The sequence below is a fragment of the Microbacterium sp. SGAir0570 genome (assembly GCF_005491085.2).
Classification (GTDB): Bacteria; Actinomycetota; Actinomycetes; order Actinomycetales; family Microbacteriaceae; genus Microbacterium; species Microbacterium arborescens.
In genome coordinates this window covers 1,086,535-1,107,322 of sequence record NZ_CP027929.1, presented here as the reverse complement: position 1 = coordinate 1,107,322, position 20,788 = coordinate 1,086,535, and the positions used below count along the sequence as shown (strand labels likewise).

The window sequence follows — 20,788 nt, the reverse complement described above, 5'->3', positions numbered from 1 at the left end:
TCGACCGTGCTGGTCGGTCCTCTCGGGTCGGGCAAGACCTTCCTGATGCAACACGTCGCCGAGGCGCTCGCCGCCCGGTCGGTGTCGCCGGTGATCCTCCGAGGAGCAACCGCACTCGCAGACGTCGAGTACGGGGTCGTGAACGCCTCATCCGACCCCCGGGCATCCGAGCTGCGGCAGGGCACGCTCGAGCGCAGGGTCGTGCTCATGGTCGACGACGCACAGCATCTCGATTCCGCGTCCGCCGAGGCCGTCGCGCGTGCGGTCCATCGCGGGCAGGCGGCGATGCTCGTGGCGCTCTCCGAGCCGCGGATCCCCTCTCGCGAGCTCGACACGGCGGGTCACCTTCTTGCCGATCTGTGGCTCGATGGGACGGCCGAACGGCTGGACCTCGGCGGTTTCACCCCGGAGGAGGGATCGCGCCTGTTCGCCGAGTTCACGTCGAACCAGACTTTCGACGGTGTGACCCGCGCAGCGATCATCTGGCAGGCCGACGGTTCTCGCCTATTGCTTCGAGCCCTCGCCGATCACGCTGTCGACGCCGTCTCCCGCGGCGAAGATCCGATACGCGCGATCGACGACGCCCCGCCCAGCAGCAAACTCGCCGCAGCTCTGAGCGCACACATCCGCGACGTCGATGACGCCGCCCTCCAAGCACTCGTCCTGGTCGGCCACGCGCCGGGCATCACCTTCGGCGACGCGGCGAGATTCGTCCCGACAACCGTCCTCCATCATCTGCGAAGCGCAGGCATCGTGCAGGATGACCGCAGCCTCGCACACCGCCTGACCGCCAATCGCGCGGTCGCGCGCGCGGCCGCGCGCGCGACCGGTGCGAGCCGAGCCGAGGCAATCGTCCGCGAAGCGACCGACCGCATGATCGAGGATGGCGGTCAATGGTGGAATGGACCGCTGGCGAGGCTGATCGCCGAGCGATGGATACGCGAGTCGGGCAGTGCCGCTCGCCTCGCCGACGTGTCCGCCGATCTGATCGTCCGCGTACTCGCCGATGCCGCACGCCTCGCCAACGACGAGGGTGATGCCGGGTCGGCCGCAGCATACGCCGCCTGGGCGGGCGAGCACGCCTCCACGCCGGTCCTCGCGCTCGAAGAGGATCTTGCTCACCTCGTGCTCGGGGCGAAGCGCACCAGTCACCTCAACCTGCACGCGCTCCCCTCCCATGGCCAACGGAGGACGCTCACCGCCGCGGTGACGCTCGCACTGCAATTCGACAGCTCCCCCCGCCCGCAGACCGACGCCGTCGTGGCGGCAGAGTTCACCGTCGACAGCGCGCTCGCCGATGCACGCGACGCCATCAGCAGGATGGAGATCGAACGAGCCGACGGCGTTCTCCGGTCCGTCCGGGAGCACCCGGATCTCGACCACGCCGACCGGATCGACATGGAGCTGCTGGCCGCGAGTGTGTCAGCGTACCTGGGCCGCGAACAGGACATGCGACGTCAGCTGCGGTCGGTCGAGTGGCTGCTGCGCAGCGGCGGACGCCGCGGCTCGGCCGCAGAACTGCTCGCTGCTCGCTGCCGGGACCTCGCCGCGCGAACGACGGCCGGGGTCGACGACACCGACGTGCTCGTGCAGCTGGACGCCGAGCGTCGCCTCGCAGTGCACACCGGTGACACGAGTCTCGCGCTGGCAGGCGTCGCCTCCGTGCTCACGCTCCTCCGGCGGGGGCACGTGCTGGAGGCACGCATCGAGCTTCTCGCGGCTCTCCGACGCAGCCCGATCAACGGGGGCGAGGGGCAGGGCCTCATCGTCCTCGAGACCGCGCTCGGACTCGCCCTGTACGGGCACGTCAGCGAGGCGCGACACCTCATGGACGCGTTGGCACCGCTCGAAACCCCGAGCCCGTTGTTCGCGCACATGGAGCACGCGACGCGCGCCACGATCGAGCTCGCCGAGGGACGATGGGATGACGCTCGACGGTCGGCTGCCCAAGCGTGGGTCATCAGCGGCCGCACCGATGCCGTCATGCTTCAGACCCGGACGCTGCACCGTCTCGTCGTGGTCGGGCATCCGGACGCCGGCGCGGCGCTGCACGATCTGCGTGCGCTCGTCAGCGACATTCCGTCCGATGCTGCACGGATGATTCTGGCGAGCGCCGAGCAAGCCGCTCGGAGCAACGAGATGACAGTCCCGGCGGCGCTCCTTCACCTGCGACTCGACCTCTGCCCGCCGCAGCTCCTCCCCGACCTGGCCACGCACGGATCTCCCGATTCCGCGGAATCACAGAGCACACTCACCCCGCGCGAGCTCGAGATCGCCGAGCTCGTGCACCGGGGCCTCTCGAACCGGCAGATCGCGAACGCCCTCTTCCTGTCGGTGCGGACGGTCGAGTCCCACATCTATCAAGCGCGCTCCAAGATCGGGGCTCGAAGTCGCCAAGATCTCGCGGCCCTCATCGCTGCGGACGACCGGGACCACCAGAACTTCCGCCGAACGTGGGGGTGAACCGCCGAAACCACGATCCTCGCGCTTCCCGCCGAGCCGGACCCAGCTTCGTGTCGCCCTCAGGTCAGCTCTGACAGCGCCTGACGGGCGGCGTCGAGTGCCACCGAACCCCGAAAACCACGCCGGGCCAGCTGCCCGTGCAGGCGCCGCAGGGCGACATCGTGGTCGAGATCCGACATGCCGCGGGCGCGCTGCCGAGCGAAATCGAGCGCGCGCTCGGCCTCGTCGTCGGGTAGCGACGCCATGGCGATGTCGATGACCTCGCGGTCGAGGCCGCGGCGGGACAGAGTCTGCGCGATCGCGGTGGCGCCCTGCGCCTTGCGCCCGAGCGCCCCATCGAGCAGCTGCTCCGCCAGCCGACTGTCATCGAGATAGCCGTTGTCGAGGAAAGCGGCGATGACCGCCTCCGCCTCAGCGTCGGCGAGATCCGCCTCGCGCAAGACGTCGCGAGCTTCGCGCACGGACAGTGACCTGCCCCGCAGGCGTTTGAGCAGTGCGCGCTCGGCACGTGCGCGCACGTCGGATTCTTCAGCGGGCCTCACCGCTGCCGGCTCGCGAGGAGCCGATCGAGTTGCGGGCGACGGATCGGAGGCGACTGTTCGCGGCTCGGTGGTCCAGGTGGTGTGCCAGCTCTGGCCGCTCTCCGGGGCCGCCGCGCTACGCGGGCGAACCTCTGACCGAGCGGCATCCGCTTGCCCGAAGAGCGGGATGACGGGGGCGAGGCGCTCGGCCTCGCCCCCGCCGTGATCCGTCCTGCTCACGCCGGGCGGCGCGCCGCGAGCTCGTCGGCCTCGGGCGTCGCGGTCGCGGCGGGCTGACCGATGCCGAGCTTCTGCTTGATCTTGTTCTCGATGTCTGCGGCGATGTCGACGTTCTTGATCAGGAAGTTGCGCGCGTTCTCCTTGCCCTGACCGAGCTGCTCGCCGTCGTACGTGTACCAGGCACCCGACTTCTTGACGATGCCGTGTTCGACGCCGAAGTCGATCAGGCTGCCTTCACGGGAGATACCGACCCCATAGAGGATGTCGAACTCGGCCTGCTTGAACGGCGGCGCCATCTTGTTCTTCACGACCTTGACGCGCGTGCGGTTGCCGACGGCCTCGGTACCGTCCTTGAGCGTCTCGATACGGCGGATGTCGAGGCGGACGGAAGCGTAGAACTTCAGCGCCTTACCACCGGCCGTCGTCTCGGGCGAGCCGAAGAAGACGCCGATCTTCTCGCGCAGCTGGTTGATGAAGATGGCCGTCGTCTTGGTCTGGTTCAGGCCACCCGTGAGCTTGCGGAGGGCCTGCGACATGAGGCGCGCCTGCAGGCCGACGTGGGAGTCGCCCATCTCGCCCTTGATCTCGGCCTCGGGAACGAGCGCCGCGACGGAGTCGATGACCACAAGGTCGATCGCGCCGGACCGGATCAGCATGTCGGCGATCTCGAGCGCCTGCTCACCCGTGTCGGGCTGGGAGACCAGCAGCGCGTCGATGTCGACGCCCAGCTTCTGCGCGTAGGAGGGGTCGAGCGCGTGCTCGGCGTCGATGAACGCGGCGATACCGCCCGCGCGCTGCGCGTTGGCGATGGCGTGCAGGGTCAGCGTCGTCTTACCGGACGACTCCGGACCGTAGATCTCGATGATCCGGCCGCGCGGGAGCCCCCCGATGCCGAGGGCCACGTCGAGGGCGATCGATCCGGTGGGCACAACCTCGACGGGTGCGCGCTCGTCGGAGCCGAGGCGCATGACCGAGCCCTTTCCGAACTGACGGTCGATCTGGGCGAGGGCCGATTCGAGGGCCTTCTCGCGGTCAGCGGGTGATGGCATGGCGTGCTCCTTATGCTCGCGTTTCCGACGCCTGTAGGCTGTCGCGCTCCCGGCAGGGCGCCGGGATGCTGCGACAAGGCATGGTGTGTGTCTCTCGACGCTGTCCACGGTACGGAGGGCCTCCGACATCGGTCGACGACCGGCCCGTATCCGGGGAACCTCGACGGGAGGAACCACCTGTGCAGGACACTACGCTCGTTTCGAACAGATATTCGACGACACGCCGAAAGATCACGACCGACGTCGAACACACGAGGACCGAGATGCCCGCGACGGGGAGTCAGCGCTCTCGCGGATCCAATCGACCGACGCCGTAACGCCGGGACTCCGGCACGTCTGCCTCGACGCACAACGCCAACCAGACGGCACGCGGTGACTCGCCCGCATCGAGAGCCTGGCGCGCGGTGCGATCGCCGAGCGGTCCCAGAGCGAGGTCGTCGATCAGCGCCGGACCGCGACCGCCGAACTCCGCCGCGACGGCGCGATCGAACTCACTGCGACGCATGGGAGGGAGCGCTGGTCAGTGCAGCGAGAGCTCGGGGGCGACGAGATCGCCGTCGAGTCCCGCGATGTCGTCGGGAACGACATCCGACAGAACCGGGAGTCCTTCGAGGACGGAGATGCGGTCGCCGACTTCGCGCATGATGCTCGAGATCGGAACGTCGAGCGCTTCGGCGACGGAAGCGAGGATCTCGCTCGAGGCCTCTTTCTGGCCGCGCTCCACTTCGCTCAGGTACCCCAGTGCGACACTCGCACGGCTGGCGACCTGTCGCAGCGTACGACCCTTCTGCAGGCGGAGGTCACGCAGAACGTCGCCGATCTCCTGTCGAACCAAGATCATCTCGGACCCCCTCCTTCGTCGTGGTGCTCGCTCGTCCCGGGTGGACAACGGTATCTCATCAGCACGTCACCCTAGCCCGCTCCCGCTGTGGGTCGCATGAGAGTTGACACGCGCTGCTCACGATGACAAGAACGACGGCCGTGCCGTGCGTATTCCGTCACAACGCGTCGAGCGCCAATCGGATCGCACGAGCCGTGGCCTCCGCGCGGATCTGGGCCCGATCGCCCTCGAGCTGCAGGCTCTCGATGCGCACGCCCAGCGCGGTGGCGACAGCGATGTGCACCGTCCCGACAGGCTGTCCGTCCGGAGACCCCGGGCCCGCGATGCCGGTGGTCGCGATGCCGACATCCGCCGCCGCATCCCGGGGGCCGAGCGCCACCCGAGCCCCCTCGGCCATCTGGCGCGCGACCCGAGGGTGGACCGCACCGTGAGCTTCCAGAAGCGCGCCGTCGACATGCAGCAGCCGTTGCTTCAGCTCCGTCGCATAAGCGACCACTCCCCCGCGCAGCACAGCCGATGCCCCCGAGACGGCCACGAGCTCCGCGACGACGAGCCCGCCCGTCAGCGACTCGGCGACGGCGAGCGTCCAGCCGAGTTCGCCCAGTCGGTCGATGAGCCGCTCCGCATCCGTGCGCCGGCCGGTCGAGACGAGGGTCGACTCCAGTTCGTCGGGCAGGTCGTGCACGTGCTCGCGTGCCGTCACGATGCCGCTCCGCTTCGCCGAGCACCGCGGACGGCCGTGATGACGTAGTCGATCCCGCTCGCGACGGTCAGCAGTACCGCGATCCACATCGCGATCGTGTTGACGATGTGGATGCCGTCGCCGAAGACCGTCCACAGCGGAAGGAGGGCGAGCGCGAGAGCGACGGCCTGCGCGACCGTCTTCAGCTTGCCCATCCACGCGGCGGCCACGACATGATCGCCTGCCACGATGAGCCGGTGCACGGTGACCCCGAGCTCACGCACGAGCACGACGATCGTGACGACCCAGGGCAGCTCTCCGAGCAGCGACAATCCGATGAACGCAAGGCCCGTGAGGACCTTGTCAGCGATCGGGTCGAGCAGCTTCCCGAGGTCGGTGACGATGCGGTACTTGCGTGCGAGGTACCCGTCGATGCCGTCCGTCGCGATCGCGACGATGAAGAGCACACCGGCCCACCACCGCAGGGCCCCGTCGGATCCGCCGTCGACGAGAAGCAGCCACAGGAAGACGGGCGCGCACAGAATGCGCACGATCGTGATCGCGTTGGGCAGTTGCCTGGGGATCGCCACGGAGCCGAGCCTATCCGTCAGTCGCGCCCGGTGAGACCCCAGGCGTCCTCGGAGGCGTCGTCACCGTCGACGACCTCGAGCCCCTCGAACTGCGCTTCGACCGGGTCGACGGGCGCAGCGGCCGAAGCCGCAGCCGGCGCGGGCGGGTCTTCTCCCCGCAGACGCGCGAGGACGGCCGGAAGCTGGTCGGGAGTGACGAGGACATCGCGCGCCTTCGACCCTTCCGAGGGGCCGACGATCTCGCGCGACTCGAGGAGGTCCATGAGGCGCCCGGCCTTGGCGAACCCGACGCGCAGCTTGCGCTGCAGCATCGAGGTCGAGCCGAACTGCGTCGACACGATCTGCTCGGCGGCGGCGAGCAGAAGCTCGAGGTCGTCGCCGATGTCGGCGTCGATCTCCTTCTTCTCGGCGACGGCGGCCACGTCGGAGCGGTACTCCGGCTGCGCCTGGCCCTTGACGTGGGCGACGACCTTCTCGATCTCGGACTCGGCGACCCAGGCCCCCTGAACGCGGATGGCCTTCGACGTCCCCATCGGCAGGAACAGGGCGTCGCCCTGACCGATCAGACGGTCGGCGCCCGGCTGGTCGAGGATGACTCGCGAGTCCGTGACGCTCGTGACGGCGAATGCCAGTCGCGACGGCACATTGGCCTTGATGAGCCCGGTCACGACGTCGACCGACGGCCGCTGGGTCGCGAGCACCAAGTGGATGCCGCTCGCTCGCGCGAGCTGGGTGATGCGGACGATCGAGTCCTCGACGTCGCGCGGAGCGACCATCATCAGGTCGGCGAGCTCGTCGACGACGACCAGGAGGTAGGGGTACGGCTTCAGTACGCGCTCGCTGCCGGCCGGCAGCTGGATCTCACCCGCGACGACCGCCTTGTTGAAGTCGTCGATGTGACGGAACCCGAACGACGCGAGGTCGTCGTACCGCATGTCCATCTCCTTCACGACCCACTGCAGCGCCTCGGCAGCCTTCTTGGGGTTCGTGATGATGGGGGTGATCAGGTGGGGAACGCCGGCGTAGCTCGTGAGCTCGACGCGCTTCGGGTCGATGAGGACCATCCGGACGTCGCTGGGCTTCGCCCGCATCAGCAGGCTCGTGATCATCGAGTTCACGAAGCTCGACTTACCCGACCCCGTCGACCCTGCCACCAGCAGGTGGGGCATCTTGGCGAGGTTGGCCACGACGAATCCGCCACCGACGTCCTTGCCGACCCCGATCGTCATCGGGTGCGTCGACGAGGTCGCCGCGTTGGAGCGCAGCACGTCGCCGAGCGTGACGATCTCGCGGTCGGTGTTGGGGATCTCGACGCCGATCGCGCTCTTCCCGGGGATGGGCGCGAGGATGCGCACCTCGTTCGAGGCGACGGCGTATGCGATGTTGTTCGTCAGCGCCGTGATCTTCTCGACCTTGGTGCCGGGCCCGACCTCGATCTCGTACTGCGTGACTGTCGGCCCACGTGAGAACCCGGTGACCTTGGCGTCGATCGAGAACTGCTCGAAGACGCCGGTGATGGCACGCACGATGGCGTCGTTCGCCTCAGACCGCGTCTTGGCGGGTGTGCCTGCGCCGAGCGCCGCGACGGCGGGCAAGCGGTACGGCGTCGCCGGGGGCTGGCCGTGGAAGTCGCCGCCGAGGCCGGTGAGCCCGGGCAGCTCGTCGATCTCACCGGTGTCGTGGTCGTCGCGCACGGCAGTGTCGGCCGGGCGCCCCGAACGCGCCGCGGTGGCGGCCCGCTCGATGACGCCGGGGTCGATGATCTCGGTCGGCGCATCGGGAAGCGGGGGCGGGGTGGCCACAGCCTGCTCGAACCCGCCGGCGACGGAACCGGCTACCGATGGTCCGAGGAGCTCGGTGAGATCCTGCGATGCGCTGCTGTCGTCGGGATCCTCCTCGCGCCCGCTCTTGTTGCGACGCCACCAGGGCAGCGCGTCGTCGTCGTCGGCATCCTCGTCCGCAGCCGGCGCCGCCTTCTTGCCCTTCTTGGGCGAGAACGCAACCGTGGGGGCTTCGCCGTCGGGGTCGGCGACGGGACGCTCGGCCCCGAACATCCAGGCGTACAGGTCTCCGAGGCGACTGCCGATACGGTTCGGCGGCGTCTTGGTGAGGATGAGGATGCTGAGAACCGTCACGAGCCCCAGGACGGCAGCGGCGCCGTATGCCGTCAGGATGGTGAGCGGCTCACCGACGGCCCATCCGAACAGACCGCCTGACGCGCTCAGCTGAAGCGCGCCGGCCTTCGGCTCGGGACGCGCACCGAAGACGTGGCAGAAGCCCGCAACGGAGAGGATGAACAGCCCGAATCCGATGCCGATGCGCCCGTTGTCGTTCACCGAAGCGGGATGCCGGAACAGCCACCCCGCGAGGAAGAGAAGAAGCACCGGCATGATGAACGCCTCACGACCGATGAGGAAGCCCACCGTGTACGCGCTGACGAGCGTTCCGGCCTCGGTCCCGATGAGGAACCACTCGACCGCGGCGCCGGCGATCGCGAGGAGCACGAGCAGGAACGGCAGCCCGTCGCGGCGCTGGTCCTTCTCGAGCGTCTCGGGACCGAACGCGCGGAACATCCCGCCCGTCGCGTGGGCGAGGCCCATCCATGCACGCGCGATGACCGGCGGCCGCTCGGACTCGTCCACGTACCGCTTGGGTGTCGGTTCGCTCTTCCGGGCGCGCGAGGTCGAGGTCTTCGCCGGTGCGCGGCGTCCGGAGGGCGCGTTCGTGCTCCTGGCCATTCCTCCACGGTACGCGGGGGTTCCCCCATTACCGCGGAACGACGCGGGTCAGGCCTCGATGACGACGGGCACGATCATGGGACGCCGACGCAGCGACTGGTTGACCCAGCGGCCGATCGTGCGGCGGACGACCTGCGACAGCGCGTGGTTGTCGCGCGTTCCCGACTGCACGGCCTCCGCGAGTGCCGCCGCGATCTTCGGTTTGACGCTCTCGAACACCGCATCGTCCTCGGCGACACCGCGAGCGTGGATGTCCGGGCCACTCACCACGCGTCCCGTCTTGCCGTCCACGACGACGATGACCGAGATGAAGCCCTCTTCACCCAGAATCCGGCGGTCCTTCAGATCGGCGTCGGTGATCTCGCCCACGGTCGAGCCGTCGACGTACACGAATCCGATGTCGAGCTGGCCGACGACCTCCGCGACGCCGTCCTTCAGGTCGACGACGGTGCCGTTCTCGGCGAGGATCGTGCGCTCCTGCGGAACGCCGGTGTCCTGCGCGAGCTTGGCGTTGGCCATGAGGTGGCGGTATTCGCCGTGCACCGGCAGCACGTTGCGGGGCTTGAGGATGTTGTAGCAGTAGAGCAGCTCGCCGGCCGCGGCGTGACCCGAAACGTGCACCTTGGCGTTGCCCTTGTGCACGACGTTGGCGCCCAGCTTGGTCAGCCCGTCGATGACGCGGTAGATCGCGTTCTCGTTGCCGGGGATCTGGCTCGACGCGAGGATGACGGTGTCACCCGGCCCCGGCTCGATCGCGTGCTCGAGGTTGGCCATGCGCGAGAGCACCGCCATCGGCTCGCCCTGCGAACCGGTGGACATGTAGACGATGCGGTCGTCGGGCAGGTCCTTGGCCTTCTTGTAGTCGATGAGCACGCCGTCCGGGACGTTGAGGTACCCGAGGTTCTCGGCGATGGTCATGTTGCGGACCATGCTGCGGCCGAGGAAGGCGACGCGGCGACCGTTCGCGGCGGCGGCATCCACGACCTGCTGCACGCGGTGGACGTGGCTCGAGAAGCTCGCGACGATGACGCGGCGCGGCGACTTGCTGATGACCTGGTCGAGCACGGGCCCGATGCCGCGCTCGGTCGGCGTGAAGCCGGGGACGTCCGCGTTGGTGGAGTCGACGAGGAACAGGTCGACCCCCTCTTCTCCCAACCGGGCGAAAGCGCGCAGGTCGGTGATGCGGCCGTCGAGCGGGAGCTGGTCCATCTTGAAGTCGCCGGTGGCGAGGACGAGTCCCGCGGGGGTGCGGACTGCGACGGCGAGCGCATCGGGGATCGAATGGTTGACCGCGATGAACTCGAGGTCGAACGGGCCGACCTGCTCCTCCTGCCCCTCGGCGACCGTGAGGGTGAAGGGGCGGATGCGGTGCTCCTTGAGCTTCGCCTCGATGAGGGCGAGCGTCAGACCCGAGCCGATGAGGGGGATGTCGCCCTTGAGCTTGAGCAGGTAGGGAACGGCGCCGATGTGGTCCTCGTGGCCGTGGGTCAGCACGACGCCGACGATGTCGTCGAGGCGATGCCTGATCGGCTCGAAATCGGGCAGGATCAGGTCGACGCCGGGCTGGTGCTCCTCGGGGAAGAGCACGCCGCAGTCGACCACGAGGAGCTTGCCCTCGTACTCGAAGACGGTCATGTTGCGGCCGACCTCGCCGAGACCGCCGAGCGGGTAGACCCGCAGCGTTCCGGGTTCGAGAGCGGGCGGGCTGAAGACGTTCGTGGGCATTGGCACGCTTCCTCGGGACGCCGACGTGCGCGGCATCCTCATTGTTTTCGTCTAGCGGGTCGTCCCGTGCACCTTGGGCAGCGCACCGCCGGCGGCGGCATTACGGTCGGGACGGAAGTTGGAGAAGTCGGCGCCGGGGACACCCGAGACGAGGGCGAGCTCATCCTCGATGATCGCAGCCTCCCACTCTTCGGGGCCGACGAGGGGCAGGCGCACGCGCGGGCTCGAGATGCGTCCCAGGCCGTGCAGGATGTACTTCGCGCTCACGGTGCCGGGGACGTGCGTCATGACCGCGCGCACGAGCGGCTCGAGGCTCTTGTGCGCCTCGGTCGCGGCCGCGAGGTCTCCCCGGTTCACCGCGTCGACGATCGTGCGGTACGGCGTGGCGGTGATGTTCGCCGTGACGCCGATGAGGCCGCTCGCGCCGATCGAGAGGTGGGGCAGGACGTTGGCGTCGTCGCCGGAGAAGTACATGAGGTCGGTCTGATTGAGCACGCGGCTGACCTCGCTGAAGTCGCCCTTCGCGTCCTTGACGGCCAGGATGTTGGGGTGCTTCGCGAGGCGCAGGATCGTCTCGTACTTGATCGGCACGCCGGTGCGACCCGGGATGTCGTAGAGGATGACGGGCAGATCGGTCGCATCGGCGACGAGGCGGAAGTGCGTCAGGATGCCGGCCTGCGTGGGCTTGTTGTAGTACGGCGTGACGATCATGATGCCGTCGGCGCCGGCCTTCTCGCTGGCCTTGTAGAGCTCGATCGCGTGCGCGGTCTCGTTCGAGCCGCCTCCCGTGATGATCTTGGCGCGGCCGGCCGAGACCGACTTTCCGACCTCGACGAGGCGGAGCTTCTCGGGGTCGGTGAGCGTGCTCGTCTCCCCCGTCGTGCCCGTCACGACGATGCCGTCTGCGCCGGCCGTGATGACGTCGTCGATGTGCTTCTCGACGGCGGGCCAATCGACTTCACCGTCGGCGGTCATGGGAGTGACCAGCGCGACGAGGACCTGTCCGAAGGGATTGCCCGAGTGCGTCATGGTCTCAGGGTATCGGTTCCGCCTTTGCATCGCGTATGGCCGACGGACCGACTCCCGGTCGCCGATACGTTCGCAGGATCGGAGGTGCTGGTGGCGTTGCGGAGACGCTGCCGGGCAACACCAGCCCCGAGGATCCGACGAATGTATCGAACGTCCGTCAGCCGCGCCGGCGGATCGCGTCCAGACGGGCGAGGACGGCTCGCTCGACGCGGGGCCAGTCGAAGACGACCAGGGCATAGTCGAAGCGCAAGGTCTCGTAGCCGATCGCCGCCGCTTCCGCGTCGCGCACGAGATCCTTGTGACGCAGCGACGCACCCTCGTGGTTGACACGGCCGTCCACCTCGATGATGAGGCACCCCGCGACCAGGAAGTCGACCCGCCCCACACCCCGGATGAGCACCTGGCTCTCGACGGTGATGCCGAGCCGCGAGAGGCGCAGCCGCAGGAGGGACTCCAGCCCGCTGTCGGCATCGGGACGGGCGAGATCCACCAGGTATCGGAAGCGGGCCGGAAGCGTCGCGCGCACCTCGGCGCGGTCCGCGCGCGTGAGCAGCCCGAGCCGCCACGCCGACTCGAAGGCCACGAAGAACCCCTCCGCGCCGAGGCACGACGCCGCCTGCTCGAGCGCGTCGACGAGCGAGACGGCACCGAATGCCGCTGCCTCCCCATCGTGATGCGTGACGCAACGGCATCCGTCATGCGGGTGCACGCGGCCGGCCCGACCGACGCGAACGTGCAGGCGTTCCTCCGGCTCGAGCACCCACACGCCGCGCCGTCGCAACGCGGACGCACAGCACACCTCGCCGCCGTGCGCGGCGGCGACGACGACATCCGGCTCGGCATCGGGCGTCGCGTAGACGCCGTGACGAACCCTGACGAGCGCGCCCTTCTCCACGGCTCGCGTCAGCTGCAGTCGCGTGACCCCTCGCGTGGTCAACCACCGCGACCGTACGCATCCGCCCATCGCGCGGATCCTCGTGGCCAGCTCGTGCGCACTCATGCACCGACGTTCGCCGAGAATGCGATCTCATCAGCCCGGCCACCGGCCATCTGGGGACGAGCCAGACCCGCAGCGGCCTGGGGAGGAGCCCAGAGCGTTCGCGAGTCCGATACAACCGTCGGATTTGCGGTGCACGATGCGCCTCCAACGCCGGCCCAGGCGACACCAGCCCCGTCGGTCCGACGGATGTATCGCCACCCGGGCCACCCGAGCCGCATGGGCCACCTCGGTCGGGCGCTCTAGGGTGGCGGCATGGCTTGGACGACCCGAAGCACCCGCACGACGTACGAGAACCGCTGGATTTCGGTGCGGGAGGACGAGGTCATCGGGCCGGCGGGCGACGGCATCTACGGCGTCGTCGAGATGCGGCATCCGGCCGTCTTCGTCGTGGCGATCGACGATCACGACCGGGTGTGCTTCGTGGAGGTCGACCGCTACACGACCGGGCTGTCGCTCGAGGTGCCGGCTGGCGGGAGCGACGGCGAAGACCTGCTCGACGCCGCGAAGCGGGAACTCCTCGAAGAGACGGGGCTCACCGCCGACGCGTGGGAGCCCATCGGCCGGATGAATGCGCTGAACGGCATCGCCGTGGCACCCGAGCACGTCTTTCTCGCGCGCGGCCTCGCGCCGGCCGAGGATGCCACGACGTCTCAGCTCGAAGAAGGCATCGAGCGTGTCGTCTGGATCCCGTTCGCCGAGGCGCTGCGCCAGGTCGCCGAGGGACGGATCGACGACGGCGAGACGGTCGCCGCCCTCGCCTACGCGGGCATCCGCCTGGGCAGATTCGTCTGAGTCGAGGTCGGGCCGCCGCCCTCCGAGGCCAGTGAGCGACGCGTCAGGGAGCGACGCGTCCGTTGGCGTTGAACGCGGCGTGCGTCAGCGGCATGAGCTCACGCCAGAAGGTCTCCATCTTCTCGGCGCACATCTCGATCTCGCGCTGCGGGAAGGAGGGGAAGTGCGTTCCCTCGACCTTGGTCCGCAGCGACAGGAAGTTCATGAGCGAACGGGCGTTGACCGTGACGTACATCGACGAGTAGATGTTCAACGGCAGGACGATGCGTGCGACCTCGCGAGCGACGCCGGCGTCCAGCATGCGCCGGTAGGCCTCGTACGCCTGGATCGACGCCTGTCGCGTGCTCTCGTCCACCACCGCGAACTGCTCGTCGGTGCCGGGCAGGAACTCGTACGCGCCGGGCTTGCCGACCTGGTTGAGGTTGCGCTCGCGGCCGGGGACGTAGAACACCGGACGCAGCTCGCGGTAGCGGCCCGATTCCTCGTTGTACGAGGCCATGCGGTGCCGCATGAACTCGCGGAACACGAAGATGGGCGCCTGCACGTAGAAGGTCATCGAGTTGTGCTCGAAGGGCGAGCCGTGGCGGTCGCGCATGAGGTAGTTGATGAGGCCACGGTCGCGTCCGGATGCCTCGGTGCCTGCGGCGGCGGCATCCAGGGTCTGCTCCCCCTGCGTCGACACGCGAGCCGCGAACAAGACGTCCGAGTCGGCGGCGCTCGAGCGGATGAGCTCGACCGTCACATCGCTGCGGAACTCGATTTCGGGACTGGTCGGGGTCTGCTCGGCGTCGCTCACAGCTTCAGATTACCCCCGGCGCCCGAGTGCTCCCGGCCGCTCGCGACGGTCTACTGTGGGCTGTTGTGGAACTCATGGCGGTGGCGGTCGTCCTGGCCTGCCTGTTAGCGGTAACAGGTGGGATCGGAGTCTTCGTGCGGTGGCGCGCCTCGCGCCCCTACCCCATCCCCCGTTTCGATGTCGTCGACCCGCGTCGACTCGGCGCTGATCCCGACGCGCTGGGCCGGACCGCCACGCTCCTGCAGTTCAGCACCGAGACCTGTCATCGCTGCCCGGCCGTGCACCGCACACTCGCGGAGATGGCTCGCGACTGCGACGACGTCGTCCATCTCGACGTCGACGTGACCGATCGCCCCGACATCGCGCGTCGCTTCCGGATCGCGCAGACGCCCACCACGCTCATCCTCGACGGGCGAGGCGTCGTGCGCACGCGTTTCGGCGGTGCACCTCGACGGGATGTCGTGCAGCTCGAGATCCTGAGGCTGCGGGCCGACTCCGCCTCGGTCTGAGCTGGCGGGCGGAAACTGTCAAGACGTTCCGGCGAAGCCCCCGCCGACCTAGGCTCGACGCAAGCGCACCCCGCGCCGTCTCGAAGCGGCACGTCATCTGCCGCCTGTGAAGAGGAGAGTCATGAGCGTCACGAGCGAAGCAACCACCAGCTGGAAGGGCAGCCTCACGGAGGGATCCGGTCAGATCGCCCTGGAGAGCTCGAACCAGGGACCCTTCGAGGTCAACTGGAAGGCGCGCAGCGAAGGCTCGAGCGCGGTGACGACGCCCGAGGAGCTGATCGCCGCCGCGCACTCCCCGTGCTTCTCGATGGCCCTCTCCCACGCGCTGGCCGAGAACGGCACGCCGCCCGAGTCGGTCGAGACCACGGCATCGGTCACCTTCATCCCGGGCACGGGCATCACCGGTTCTCACCTCAATGTCAACGCCGTCGTCCCGGGACTGTCTGCCGAGGACTTCGATCGGCTGGCGCAGGAGGCCAAGAGCGGATGCCCCGTTTCGGCCGCCCTCGCCGGCATCGAGATCACCCTCGAGGCCACGCTTGGCTGATCAGGGCTCCGCGGGCCGCGTCGTCGTCGCGGGCGCGTCCGGTCTGATCGGACGCGCCCTCGTCGACGCGCTGCACGAGGACGGGATCGAGGTCACGCGCCTCGTCCGCCGCTCCCCCATCGCGGCCGACGAAGTCCAGTGGTTCCCCGGGGAGCGTCCGCTCGATCCCGGCGTCCTCGACGGCGCTCGCGCGGTGGTGGGCCTCAACGGCGCGAGCATCGGCCGGTTCCCGTGGACGCGTTCCTACAAGCACGAGCTGGTGTGGTCGCGACTGCTTCCGACGGAGACCCTCGCGAGGGCCGTCCGCGCCCTCGGATCGGATGCTCCGGCGTTCCTGTCGTCCTCGGCTGTCGGCTATTACCCCACGCGTCCCGGCGTCCGGATGACCGAGACCGCACCCCGCGGCGATTCCTTCCTCGCGGACCTGTGCGGTGAGTGGGAGGCGGCCGCACTGACCGCTCGTGAGCAGGCGCGCGTGGTCCTCCTGCGTACGGCGCCGGTCGTGCATCCCGAAGGCGTGCTGAAGCCGCTCATGCTGCTGACCCGGGCGGGTCTGTCGGGTCCGATCGGTCGAGGCACGCAGGTGTGGCCCTGGATCTCGCTCGTCGACGAGGTCGCCGCCATCCGCCACCTCATCGACGCCGACGTCGCCGGTCCCGTCAACCTCACCGGACCGACGCGCGCGACGGCCAACGACCTGGGCTTCGCCCTCGCTATGAGGATGAACCGCCCGTATCTGGTCCGCGCTCCCGAGTGGGGGCTGCGGCTCGTGCTCGGGCGCGACGCCACCGAGGCGCTGCTGACCAACGACACCGACGTGGCTCCCGCCGTGCTGCAGAAGTCGGGCTTCGTGTTCACGCACGAGCGCGTCGAGGACGCCGTCCGCGCCGTCGTCCCGCCCCGCTGAGTCAGACGCGCCGCTCGGCGCGCTCGAGAGAGATCGCCGTGCGCACCGCCTGCCGGGCGCGGCGCCGGTCGCCGGCGCCGTCGTAGGCGAGCCCGAGCCGGAACCAGGCGCGCCAGTCCTCGGGCGCGTCCTCGACGGCCTCGCGGTACCGCGGGAAGAGAGCGTCGGCCTCAGCGCGATCGGGCCGGCCGCTCGGCGACAGGTCGAGGCTCTCCTCCGGCAGCGCCGACTCCTGCTCGAGGCGTCGGCCGAGCCGGGACGCGCCCGCACCGAACGCCAACTCGCGCCAGAGCGCCCAGGCCGCGATGACCGGCAGCACGATGAGCGCGACGCCCATCACGACACCCACGGGCTCGCCGGTCATGACCAGGAGCACGGCGCGCTGCGCGACGAAGACGATGTACAGCGCGAGCAGCGCCGCCATGATCAGCGTCAGGATGCGGGTGCTCATGCTCCGGTGACGCGCGCGACCTGGCCGGGGACGTCGCCCTCGTCGGCCGGGCCCTTCGGCGCCGGTGCCGACGGCGGGCGGATGCCGATGTCGATGAAGCTGTCAAGACCGACGGTGATCCCCCGGGCCCCCCGCGCTGCGTCGAGCGCGATGCGGATACCGGGCTCGTACGCGCGCGCCGGATCGATCGTGTCGTGCACGATCGACAGCGCCTCACCCGGTCCCGAGAGGATGGTCTCCTGACGGGCGACGACGCCCGGCCGACGCAGCGAGTGGATCGGGACGCTCGCGACCTTCTGTCCGCGGGCGCGCTGATCGGCGTGCGGCGACTCCACCGGGCCGACCCCGGCGCGGGCCGCGGCGATGAGCTCGGCCGTGCGGACCGCGGTGCCACTGGGCGAGTCGACCTTCGTCTCGCGATGGGCCTCGATGATCTCGATCGACGGGAAGAGCGCAGCCGCTGCCGCGGCGAGAGCGCTGCCGACGACGGACCCGAGCGAGAAGTTGGGGATGAAGACCACACCGACACCGGCGGCCTCGACCGCGGGCCGGACCTGGGCGATGCGCTCCTGGGACCACCCCGATGTGCCGACGAGCACGTTGATGCCGCGCTCGACGGCCGCCCGGACCACATCCGTGGACACGGCGGGGGTCGACGCGTCGACGACGAGGTCGGCGCCGTCGAGCTCGTCGAGACTGCTGCGACTGGTCAGGACCGCGCAGATCTCGAAGCCATCGGATGCCTCGATGACGTCTCGGATGATGCCGCCGAGCTTCCCGGTGCCGCCCACGAGGGCCACGCGCGTGGTCATGACCACCAGCCTACGCGGGCGCGAACTGCACGAACGTGTCCCAGGCGAGCTTGACGACCAGGATCGACAGGACGACGAGGAACACGATGCGCACGAAACCGCTGCCGTTCTTCGTCGCCATGCGCGCGCCGATGAACCCGCCGGTCATGTTCGCCGCGGCCATCACGACGGCCAGGAGCAGCAGGATCTCACCATGCACCCCGTAGACGAGGAGCGCTGCGAGGTTCGTGGTGAGGTTGGCGATCTTCGCGTTGACGCTCGCCTGCAGGAAGCCGTACCCGAGCACGGCGACGAGGAGGATGACGAAGAACGAACCGGTGCCGGGACCGAGGATGCCGTCGTAGAAGCCCACGACGAGTCCGATGAGTGCCGAGCGCCATACGATCGCCGCCCGGGATTCGTGGCGCGGCTCGTGATGCAGGCCCATCTTGGGCTTGAGCAGCGTGTAGATCGCGACCGCGACGACGGCGACGAGAACGATCGGAGTCAGGAGCTCCCGCGGGACGTAGCGCGACAGCGCCGCCCCCACGGCCGATCCGCCGAAAGCTCCGGCCACGAGCGGCACGAGCAGCACGAGCTGCACCCGGATGCGCCGCAGGTAGACCCAGCTCGCCGAGAGCGTGCCCGCGAAGGACGACAGCTTGTTCGTTCCGAGGATGAACGGCGTGGCGACATCCTTCGGCACGCCGATCACGAGCGCGGGAAGCTGAATCAGCCCTCCCCCGCCGACGACCGCGTCGACCCATCCAGCCACCCCGGCCGCCACGACGAGGAAGATCAGCGCGGAGACGGAGACGGGAAGCCAGTCGGCGAGCAGAGGACCATCGAGCACCGATCGATTCTCCGGTTCGGTGAGCGCCAGGTCCAATCGGCGGGAGCCGGTCTCGCGCCGCGACTCAGCCGCGCATGTCGCTGAAGAACGCCGTCTTCGCTCGGGTGTAGTCGTCGTAATCGGCCTTGCCCGCGTTCGCGGCCGACAGCCGACGCTTGAGATCCTGATAGCGAGCGCGGAGCACGGGGTCGGAGCACAGCGCGTCGCGGAATCGCACGGTCTCGCGCGCCCACGGCGAATCCGAGCGGCGCACGTGCAGGATCACGTCGGCGCCGGACGCGACGTAGAGCCGCTTCTCCCAGACGTCGGCGGGGATGTCATCGGCGCCCCGAGGGATGTCGCGGCTGACGCCCGGCGAGTCGGGGCGCGACCCCCACGCGCGGCGGAAGCCCGCAGGGACCAGTCGAGCGCTCAGGTCGTCCTCGGAGGGCAGCGGAAGGATGCTGCGCGGGGTTGCCGGACTCGTCGGCCATCGGCTCAGACGGGCAGGATGTCGGGAAGGCCTGTGCGCAGCTCGACCGGGAGGTGCGAGAGGTCGTTGTGCGACACCATCGTCCAAGGGCGGCCGGGACGCTGCGCGAGCACAGTCAGCCCGCAGTGCGCCTGGTTGATCGTGAGCCAGCGCCAGTCGGGCGCCTGCAGCACCTCTCGGACGAACCAGGCGATGACGAAGTTGTGCGTGATCAGCAGCTCGTGGGTGTCGGGCTTGCGGGCAAGGAACTCGCCGACGGCATCCGCCATCTGCGCCGCGCCCGCCTCGGTCTCGGCCTCCGTGTACGACCCGAAGAACGGCTCGTAGACGGCAGGCGTTTCGGGCGTCATACCGGTCGGGACACAGTCGAACAGCAGCGAGGAGGCCTGCGGCGAGAGCGAGGGCAGGCGCTTGGCGACGGCGCGGGCGGTCTCTTGCGCGCGCTCGAGGGGCGAGTGCCACACCGCGTCGAGCGGCACGCCGGAGATGCGATCGGCCAGCAGCTCGGCTTGACGGCGCCCACGGGGAGACAGCGGACCGTCTTCGAGACCGTGCTCGGCGTCCTGATGCTCTCCGTGGCGCACGAGGTAGAGATACTGCGTCACAGAAGCTCGATTCGAAACGATGAACAGGGCGCCATCCACCCTACGTCACCCCTCCGACAGCCGGACCGAGGGATCACGGATCGGCTCACTCCACGGCGCGCGCGATCTCGGCGAGATGCGAGCGGCCGAGCCGGGCGCCGACACCCTGCACCAGCTGGTCGACGTGCGCGGGCCGGCTCGCGTTGACGATCGGCGCGGTGACGACGCGCTGCGCGAGAAGCCACGAGACCGCGATCGCCGCCGTCGAGACCGACAGCTCCTCCGAGATGCGGTCGAGCGCCTTCAGCGTCCGGGCGCCGCGACGGTTCATCCATGCGGCGAGCTGCGAGCCGCGCACCGATGACGACAGACCGGCACGATCGCGATGACGCCCGGTGAGGTAACCGTGCTCGAGAGCCTGCGAGGGTGTGACGGCGAGCCCCTGCGCTCCGGCGATCAAGCGCAGGTCGCCGTCGAAATCGGAGCGGTGCAAGAGGTTGTACGCAACGTCGAGGGCGGCGAAACGCGGGTAGCCCGCGGACGACAGGATGCGGGCTTCGACGAGCTGCATCGCGGTGTAGCCGGCGGCTCCCAGAGAGCGGACCTTGCCGCTGTCGACGAGCCACTCCGCCGTCGCGAGCGTGTCTTCGAGCGCCGTGACGCCGTCGGTCGCGGCATCCAGGTAGAGCACATCGATGCGCTCGATGCCGAGGCGTCCGAGCGAAGCCTCCACCGACCGCACGAGATTGACCGGCCCGAGGCCGGGGTTGTCCGGGTTGCCCCCGACCCGCACCGTGACGACGATCTCGTCGCGGTTGCCCCGGCTGGCCAGCCAGCGCCCGATGATGTGCTCGCTGCGGCCCGACGCGTAGCCGTCCGAGGTGTGCAGAGCGTTTCCGCCACGCTGCACGTAGGCGTCGAGCACGGCATGGCTCGCCGCGAGATCGATGGTCCAGCCGAACTCGGAGCCGCCGAGGATCAGAGGGAAGATCCGCAGGCCGGTCTCGCCGAGATCGACGCGGATGTCGGCCCCGAGGGGCTTGCCGTGGACGGGGATCGGGCTGGAGGGATGCACGGCGGGTGCGGCGGGCACCGCGGTCTCGGCGGGCGCACCAGCGGGTGCCGCCTGAGCCACCCGGTCCCCCGACATCACACACCTCCGGTCGACACCGAGGAATCACGGGGCGCGGCTCCTCGGCGCGCACTTC

22 protein-coding genes are annotated in these 20,788 nt (G+C 69.4%); 5 read left to right on the top strand and 17 right to left on the bottom strand.

All coding sequences use genetic code 11. The annotated features are described in order from the left end of the window. Positions 1 to 6 precede the first annotated feature (6 nt). Positions 7 to 2,463 (top strand): LuxR C-terminal-related transcriptional regulator, encoded by a 2,457-nt coding sequence (locus C1N74_RS05170; protein WP_181405581.1) that lies wholly within the window; start codon positions 7 to 9, stop codon positions 2,461 to 2,463. A 59-nt stretch (positions 2,464 to 2,522) separates the two neighbouring features. On the opposite strand, the gene C1N74_RS05165 is transcribed toward C1N74_RS05170, so the two are convergent. The 10 genes from C1N74_RS05165 to C1N74_RS05120 form a co-directional block, all read right to left on the bottom strand. Further along, on the bottom strand, positions 2,523 to 2,981 hold the full coding sequence (locus C1N74_RS05165) for a regulatory protein RecX (RefSeq protein WP_237049193.1): 459 nt from the start codon (positions 2,979 to 2,981) through the stop codon (positions 2,523 to 2,525). A 239-nt stretch (positions 2,982 to 3,220) separates the two neighbouring features. Next, the gene (recA, locus tag C1N74_RS05160) at positions 3,221 to 4,273 is read right to left on the bottom strand and encodes a recombinase RecA (protein WP_023951768.1); all 1,053 of its coding nucleotides are present in this window, start codon (positions 4,271 to 4,273) and stop codon (positions 3,221 to 3,223) included. Between the two features lie 280 nt (positions 4,274 to 4,553). Beyond that, positions 4,554 to 4,778, bottom strand: coding sequence for a DUF3046 domain-containing protein (locus C1N74_RS05155; RefSeq protein WP_023951770.1), 225 nt, complete (start codon positions 4,776 to 4,778; stop codon positions 4,554 to 4,556). 15 nt (positions 4,779 to 4,793) lie between these two features. Then, positions 4,794 to 5,114, bottom strand: a complete 321-nt coding sequence (locus C1N74_RS05150; protein WP_023951772.1) for a helix-turn-helix domain-containing protein — start codon at positions 5,112 to 5,114, stop codon at positions 4,794 to 4,796. Between the two features lie 157 nt (positions 5,115 to 5,271). Then, positions 5,272 to 5,817: a CinA family protein gene (locus C1N74_RS05145; protein ID WP_023951773.1), complete on the bottom strand. Its 546-nt coding sequence runs from the start codon at positions 5,815 to 5,817 to the stop codon at positions 5,272 to 5,274. Then, the gene (gene pgsA, locus C1N74_RS05140) at positions 5,814 to 6,386 is read right to left on the bottom strand and encodes a CDP-diacylglycerol--glycerol-3-phosphate 3-phosphatidyltransferase (RefSeq protein WP_137750111.1); all 573 of its coding nucleotides are present in this window, start codon (positions 6,384 to 6,386) and stop codon (positions 5,814 to 5,816) included. The genes C1N74_RS05145 and pgsA overlap by 4 nt, the downstream gene beginning before the upstream one ends. Before the next feature lie 17 nt (positions 6,387 to 6,403). Next, entirely contained in the window at positions 6,404 to 9,124 is a 2,721-nt protein-coding gene (locus C1N74_RS05135) for a DNA translocase FtsK (RefSeq protein WP_088380887.1), read from the bottom strand. Between the two features lie 48 nt (positions 9,125 to 9,172). Then, a complete protein-coding gene (locus C1N74_RS05130) occupies positions 9,173 to 10,849 on the bottom strand; it encodes a ribonuclease J (protein WP_137750110.1) in 1,677 nt (558 codons plus the stop codon). Between the two features lie 51 nt (positions 10,850 to 10,900). Then, the gene (gene dapA, locus C1N74_RS05125) at positions 10,901 to 11,878 is read right to left on the bottom strand and encodes a 4-hydroxy-tetrahydrodipicolinate synthase (RefSeq protein WP_023951777.1); all 978 of its coding nucleotides are present in this window, start codon (positions 11,876 to 11,878) and stop codon (positions 10,901 to 10,903) included. 157 nt (positions 11,879 to 12,035) lie between these two features. Then, positions 12,036 to 12,842, bottom strand: coding sequence for a type IV toxin-antitoxin system AbiEi family antitoxin domain-containing protein (locus C1N74_RS05120; RefSeq protein WP_036304632.1), 807 nt, complete (start codon positions 12,840 to 12,842; stop codon positions 12,036 to 12,038). Positions 12,843 to 13,130: 288 nt separating this feature from the next. On the opposite strand from C1N74_RS05120, the gene C1N74_RS05115 reads away from it, so the two are divergent. Next, a complete protein-coding gene (locus C1N74_RS05115) occupies positions 13,131 to 13,670 on the top strand; it encodes an NUDIX hydrolase (RefSeq protein WP_137750109.1) in 540 nt (179 codons plus the stop codon). A 43-nt stretch (positions 13,671 to 13,713) separates the two neighbouring features. Here C1N74_RS05115 and thyX read toward each other — a convergent pair whose 3' ends face one another. Beyond that, the gene (gene thyX, locus C1N74_RS05110) at positions 13,714 to 14,466 is read right to left on the bottom strand and encodes an FAD-dependent thymidylate synthase (protein ID WP_023951782.1); all 753 of its coding nucleotides are present in this window, start codon (positions 14,464 to 14,466) and stop codon (positions 13,714 to 13,716) included. A gap of 134 nt (positions 14,467 to 14,600) precedes the next feature. On the opposite strand from thyX, the gene C1N74_RS05105 reads away from it, so the two are divergent. From C1N74_RS05105 to C1N74_RS05095, 3 genes are all read left to right on the top strand, one after another. Continuing rightward, entirely contained in the window at positions 14,601 to 14,975 is a 375-nt protein-coding gene (locus tag C1N74_RS05105) for a thioredoxin domain-containing protein (protein ID WP_237049195.1), read from the top strand. 121 nt (positions 14,976 to 15,096) lie between these two features. Next, positions 15,097 to 15,522, top strand: coding sequence for an OsmC family peroxiredoxin (locus C1N74_RS05100; protein ID WP_137750108.1), 426 nt, complete (start codon positions 15,097 to 15,099; stop codon positions 15,520 to 15,522). Then, on the top strand, positions 15,515 to 16,429 hold the full coding sequence (locus tag C1N74_RS05095; RefSeq protein ID WP_071918364.1) for a TIGR01777 family oxidoreductase: 915 nt from the start codon (positions 15,515 to 15,517) through the stop codon (positions 16,427 to 16,429). The genes C1N74_RS05100 and C1N74_RS05095 overlap by 8 nt, the downstream gene beginning before the upstream one ends. Before the next feature lies 1 nt (position 16,430). Here C1N74_RS05095 and C1N74_RS05090 read toward each other — a convergent pair whose 3' ends face one another. The 6 genes from C1N74_RS05090 to C1N74_RS05065 form a co-directional block, all read right to left on the bottom strand. Beyond that, positions 16,431 to 16,880: a tetratricopeptide repeat protein gene (locus tag C1N74_RS05090; protein WP_023951790.1), complete on the bottom strand. Its 450-nt coding sequence runs from the start codon at positions 16,878 to 16,880 to the stop codon at positions 16,431 to 16,433. Continuing rightward, on the bottom strand, positions 16,877 to 17,692 hold the full coding sequence (dapB, locus tag C1N74_RS05085) for a 4-hydroxy-tetrahydrodipicolinate reductase (RefSeq protein WP_088380898.1): 816 nt from the start codon (positions 17,690 to 17,692) through the stop codon (positions 16,877 to 16,879). The genes C1N74_RS05090 and dapB overlap by 4 nt, the downstream gene beginning before the upstream one ends. 10 nt (positions 17,693 to 17,702) lie before the next feature. Continuing rightward, positions 17,703 to 18,524 carry a TSUP family transporter gene (locus tag C1N74_RS05080; RefSeq protein ID WP_064956963.1) on the bottom strand — a complete coding sequence of 274 codons (822 nt, stop codon included), beginning with the start codon at positions 18,522 to 18,524 and terminating at the stop codon, positions 17,703 to 17,705. A 64-nt stretch (positions 18,525 to 18,588) separates the two neighbouring features. Continuing rightward, complete coding sequence (locus C1N74_RS16600) at positions 18,589 to 19,083, bottom strand: GrpB family protein (RefSeq protein ID WP_258318009.1); 495 nt, start codon at positions 19,081 to 19,083, stop codon at positions 18,589 to 18,591. Next, complete coding sequence (locus tag C1N74_RS05070; protein WP_023951798.1) at positions 19,002 to 19,601, bottom strand: histidine phosphatase family protein; 600 nt, start codon at positions 19,599 to 19,601, stop codon at positions 19,002 to 19,004. The genes C1N74_RS16600 and C1N74_RS05070 overlap by 82 nt, the downstream gene beginning before the upstream one ends. 85 nt (positions 19,602 to 19,686) lie before the next feature. Next, positions 19,687 to 20,730: an aldo/keto reductase gene (locus C1N74_RS05065; RefSeq protein ID WP_023951801.1), complete on the bottom strand. Its 1,044-nt coding sequence runs from the start codon at positions 20,728 to 20,730 to the stop codon at positions 19,687 to 19,689. Positions 20,731 to 20,788: the final 58 nt, after the last annotated feature.

Excerpts from the sequence above, each read along its gene's own strand:
- C1N74_RS05120 (WP_036304632.1), bottom strand. The coding sequence starts at position 12,842 with ATGGGCGGATGCGTACGGTCGCGGTGGTTGACCACGCGAGGGGTCACG.
- C1N74_RS05065 (WP_023951801.1), bottom strand. The coding sequence starts at position 20,730 with ATGTCGGGGGACCGGGTGGCTCAGGCGGCACCCGCTGGTGCGCCCGCC.
- dapA (WP_023951777.1), bottom strand. The coding sequence starts at position 11,878 with ATGACGCACTCGGGCAATCCCTTCGGACAGGTCCTCGTCGCGCTGGTC.
- C1N74_RS05130 (WP_137750110.1), bottom strand. The coding sequence starts at position 10,849 with ATGCCCACGAACGTCTTCAGCCCGCCCGCTCTCGAACCCGGAACGCTG.
- C1N74_RS05100 (WP_137750108.1), top strand. The coding sequence starts at position 15,097 with ATGAGCGTCACGAGCGAAGCAACCACCAGCTGGAAGGGCAGCCTCACG.
- C1N74_RS05155 (WP_023951770.1), bottom strand. The coding sequence starts at position 4,778 with ATGCGTCGCAGTGAGTTCGATCGCGCCGTCGCGGCGGAGTTCGGCGGT.
- C1N74_RS05135 (WP_088380887.1), bottom strand. The coding sequence starts at position 9,124 with ATGGCCAGGAGCACGAACGCGCCCTCCGGACGCCGCGCACCGGCGAAG.
- C1N74_RS05090 (WP_023951790.1), bottom strand. The coding sequence starts at position 16,880 with ATGAGCACCCGCATCCTGACGCTGATCATGGCGGCGCTGCTCGCGCTG.
- dapB (WP_088380898.1), bottom strand. The coding sequence starts at position 17,692 with ATGACCACGCGCGTGGCCCTCGTGGGCGGCACCGGGAAGCTCGGCGGC.
- C1N74_RS05150 (WP_023951772.1), bottom strand. The coding sequence starts at position 5,114 with ATGATCTTGGTTCGACAGGAGATCGGCGACGTTCTGCGTGACCTCCGC.
- C1N74_RS05115 (WP_137750109.1), top strand. The coding sequence starts at position 13,131 with ATGGCTTGGACGACCCGAAGCACCCGCACGACGTACGAGAACCGCTGG.
- recA (WP_023951768.1), bottom strand. The coding sequence starts at position 4,273 with ATGCCATCACCCGCTGACCGCGAGAAGGCCCTCGAATCGGCCCTCGCC.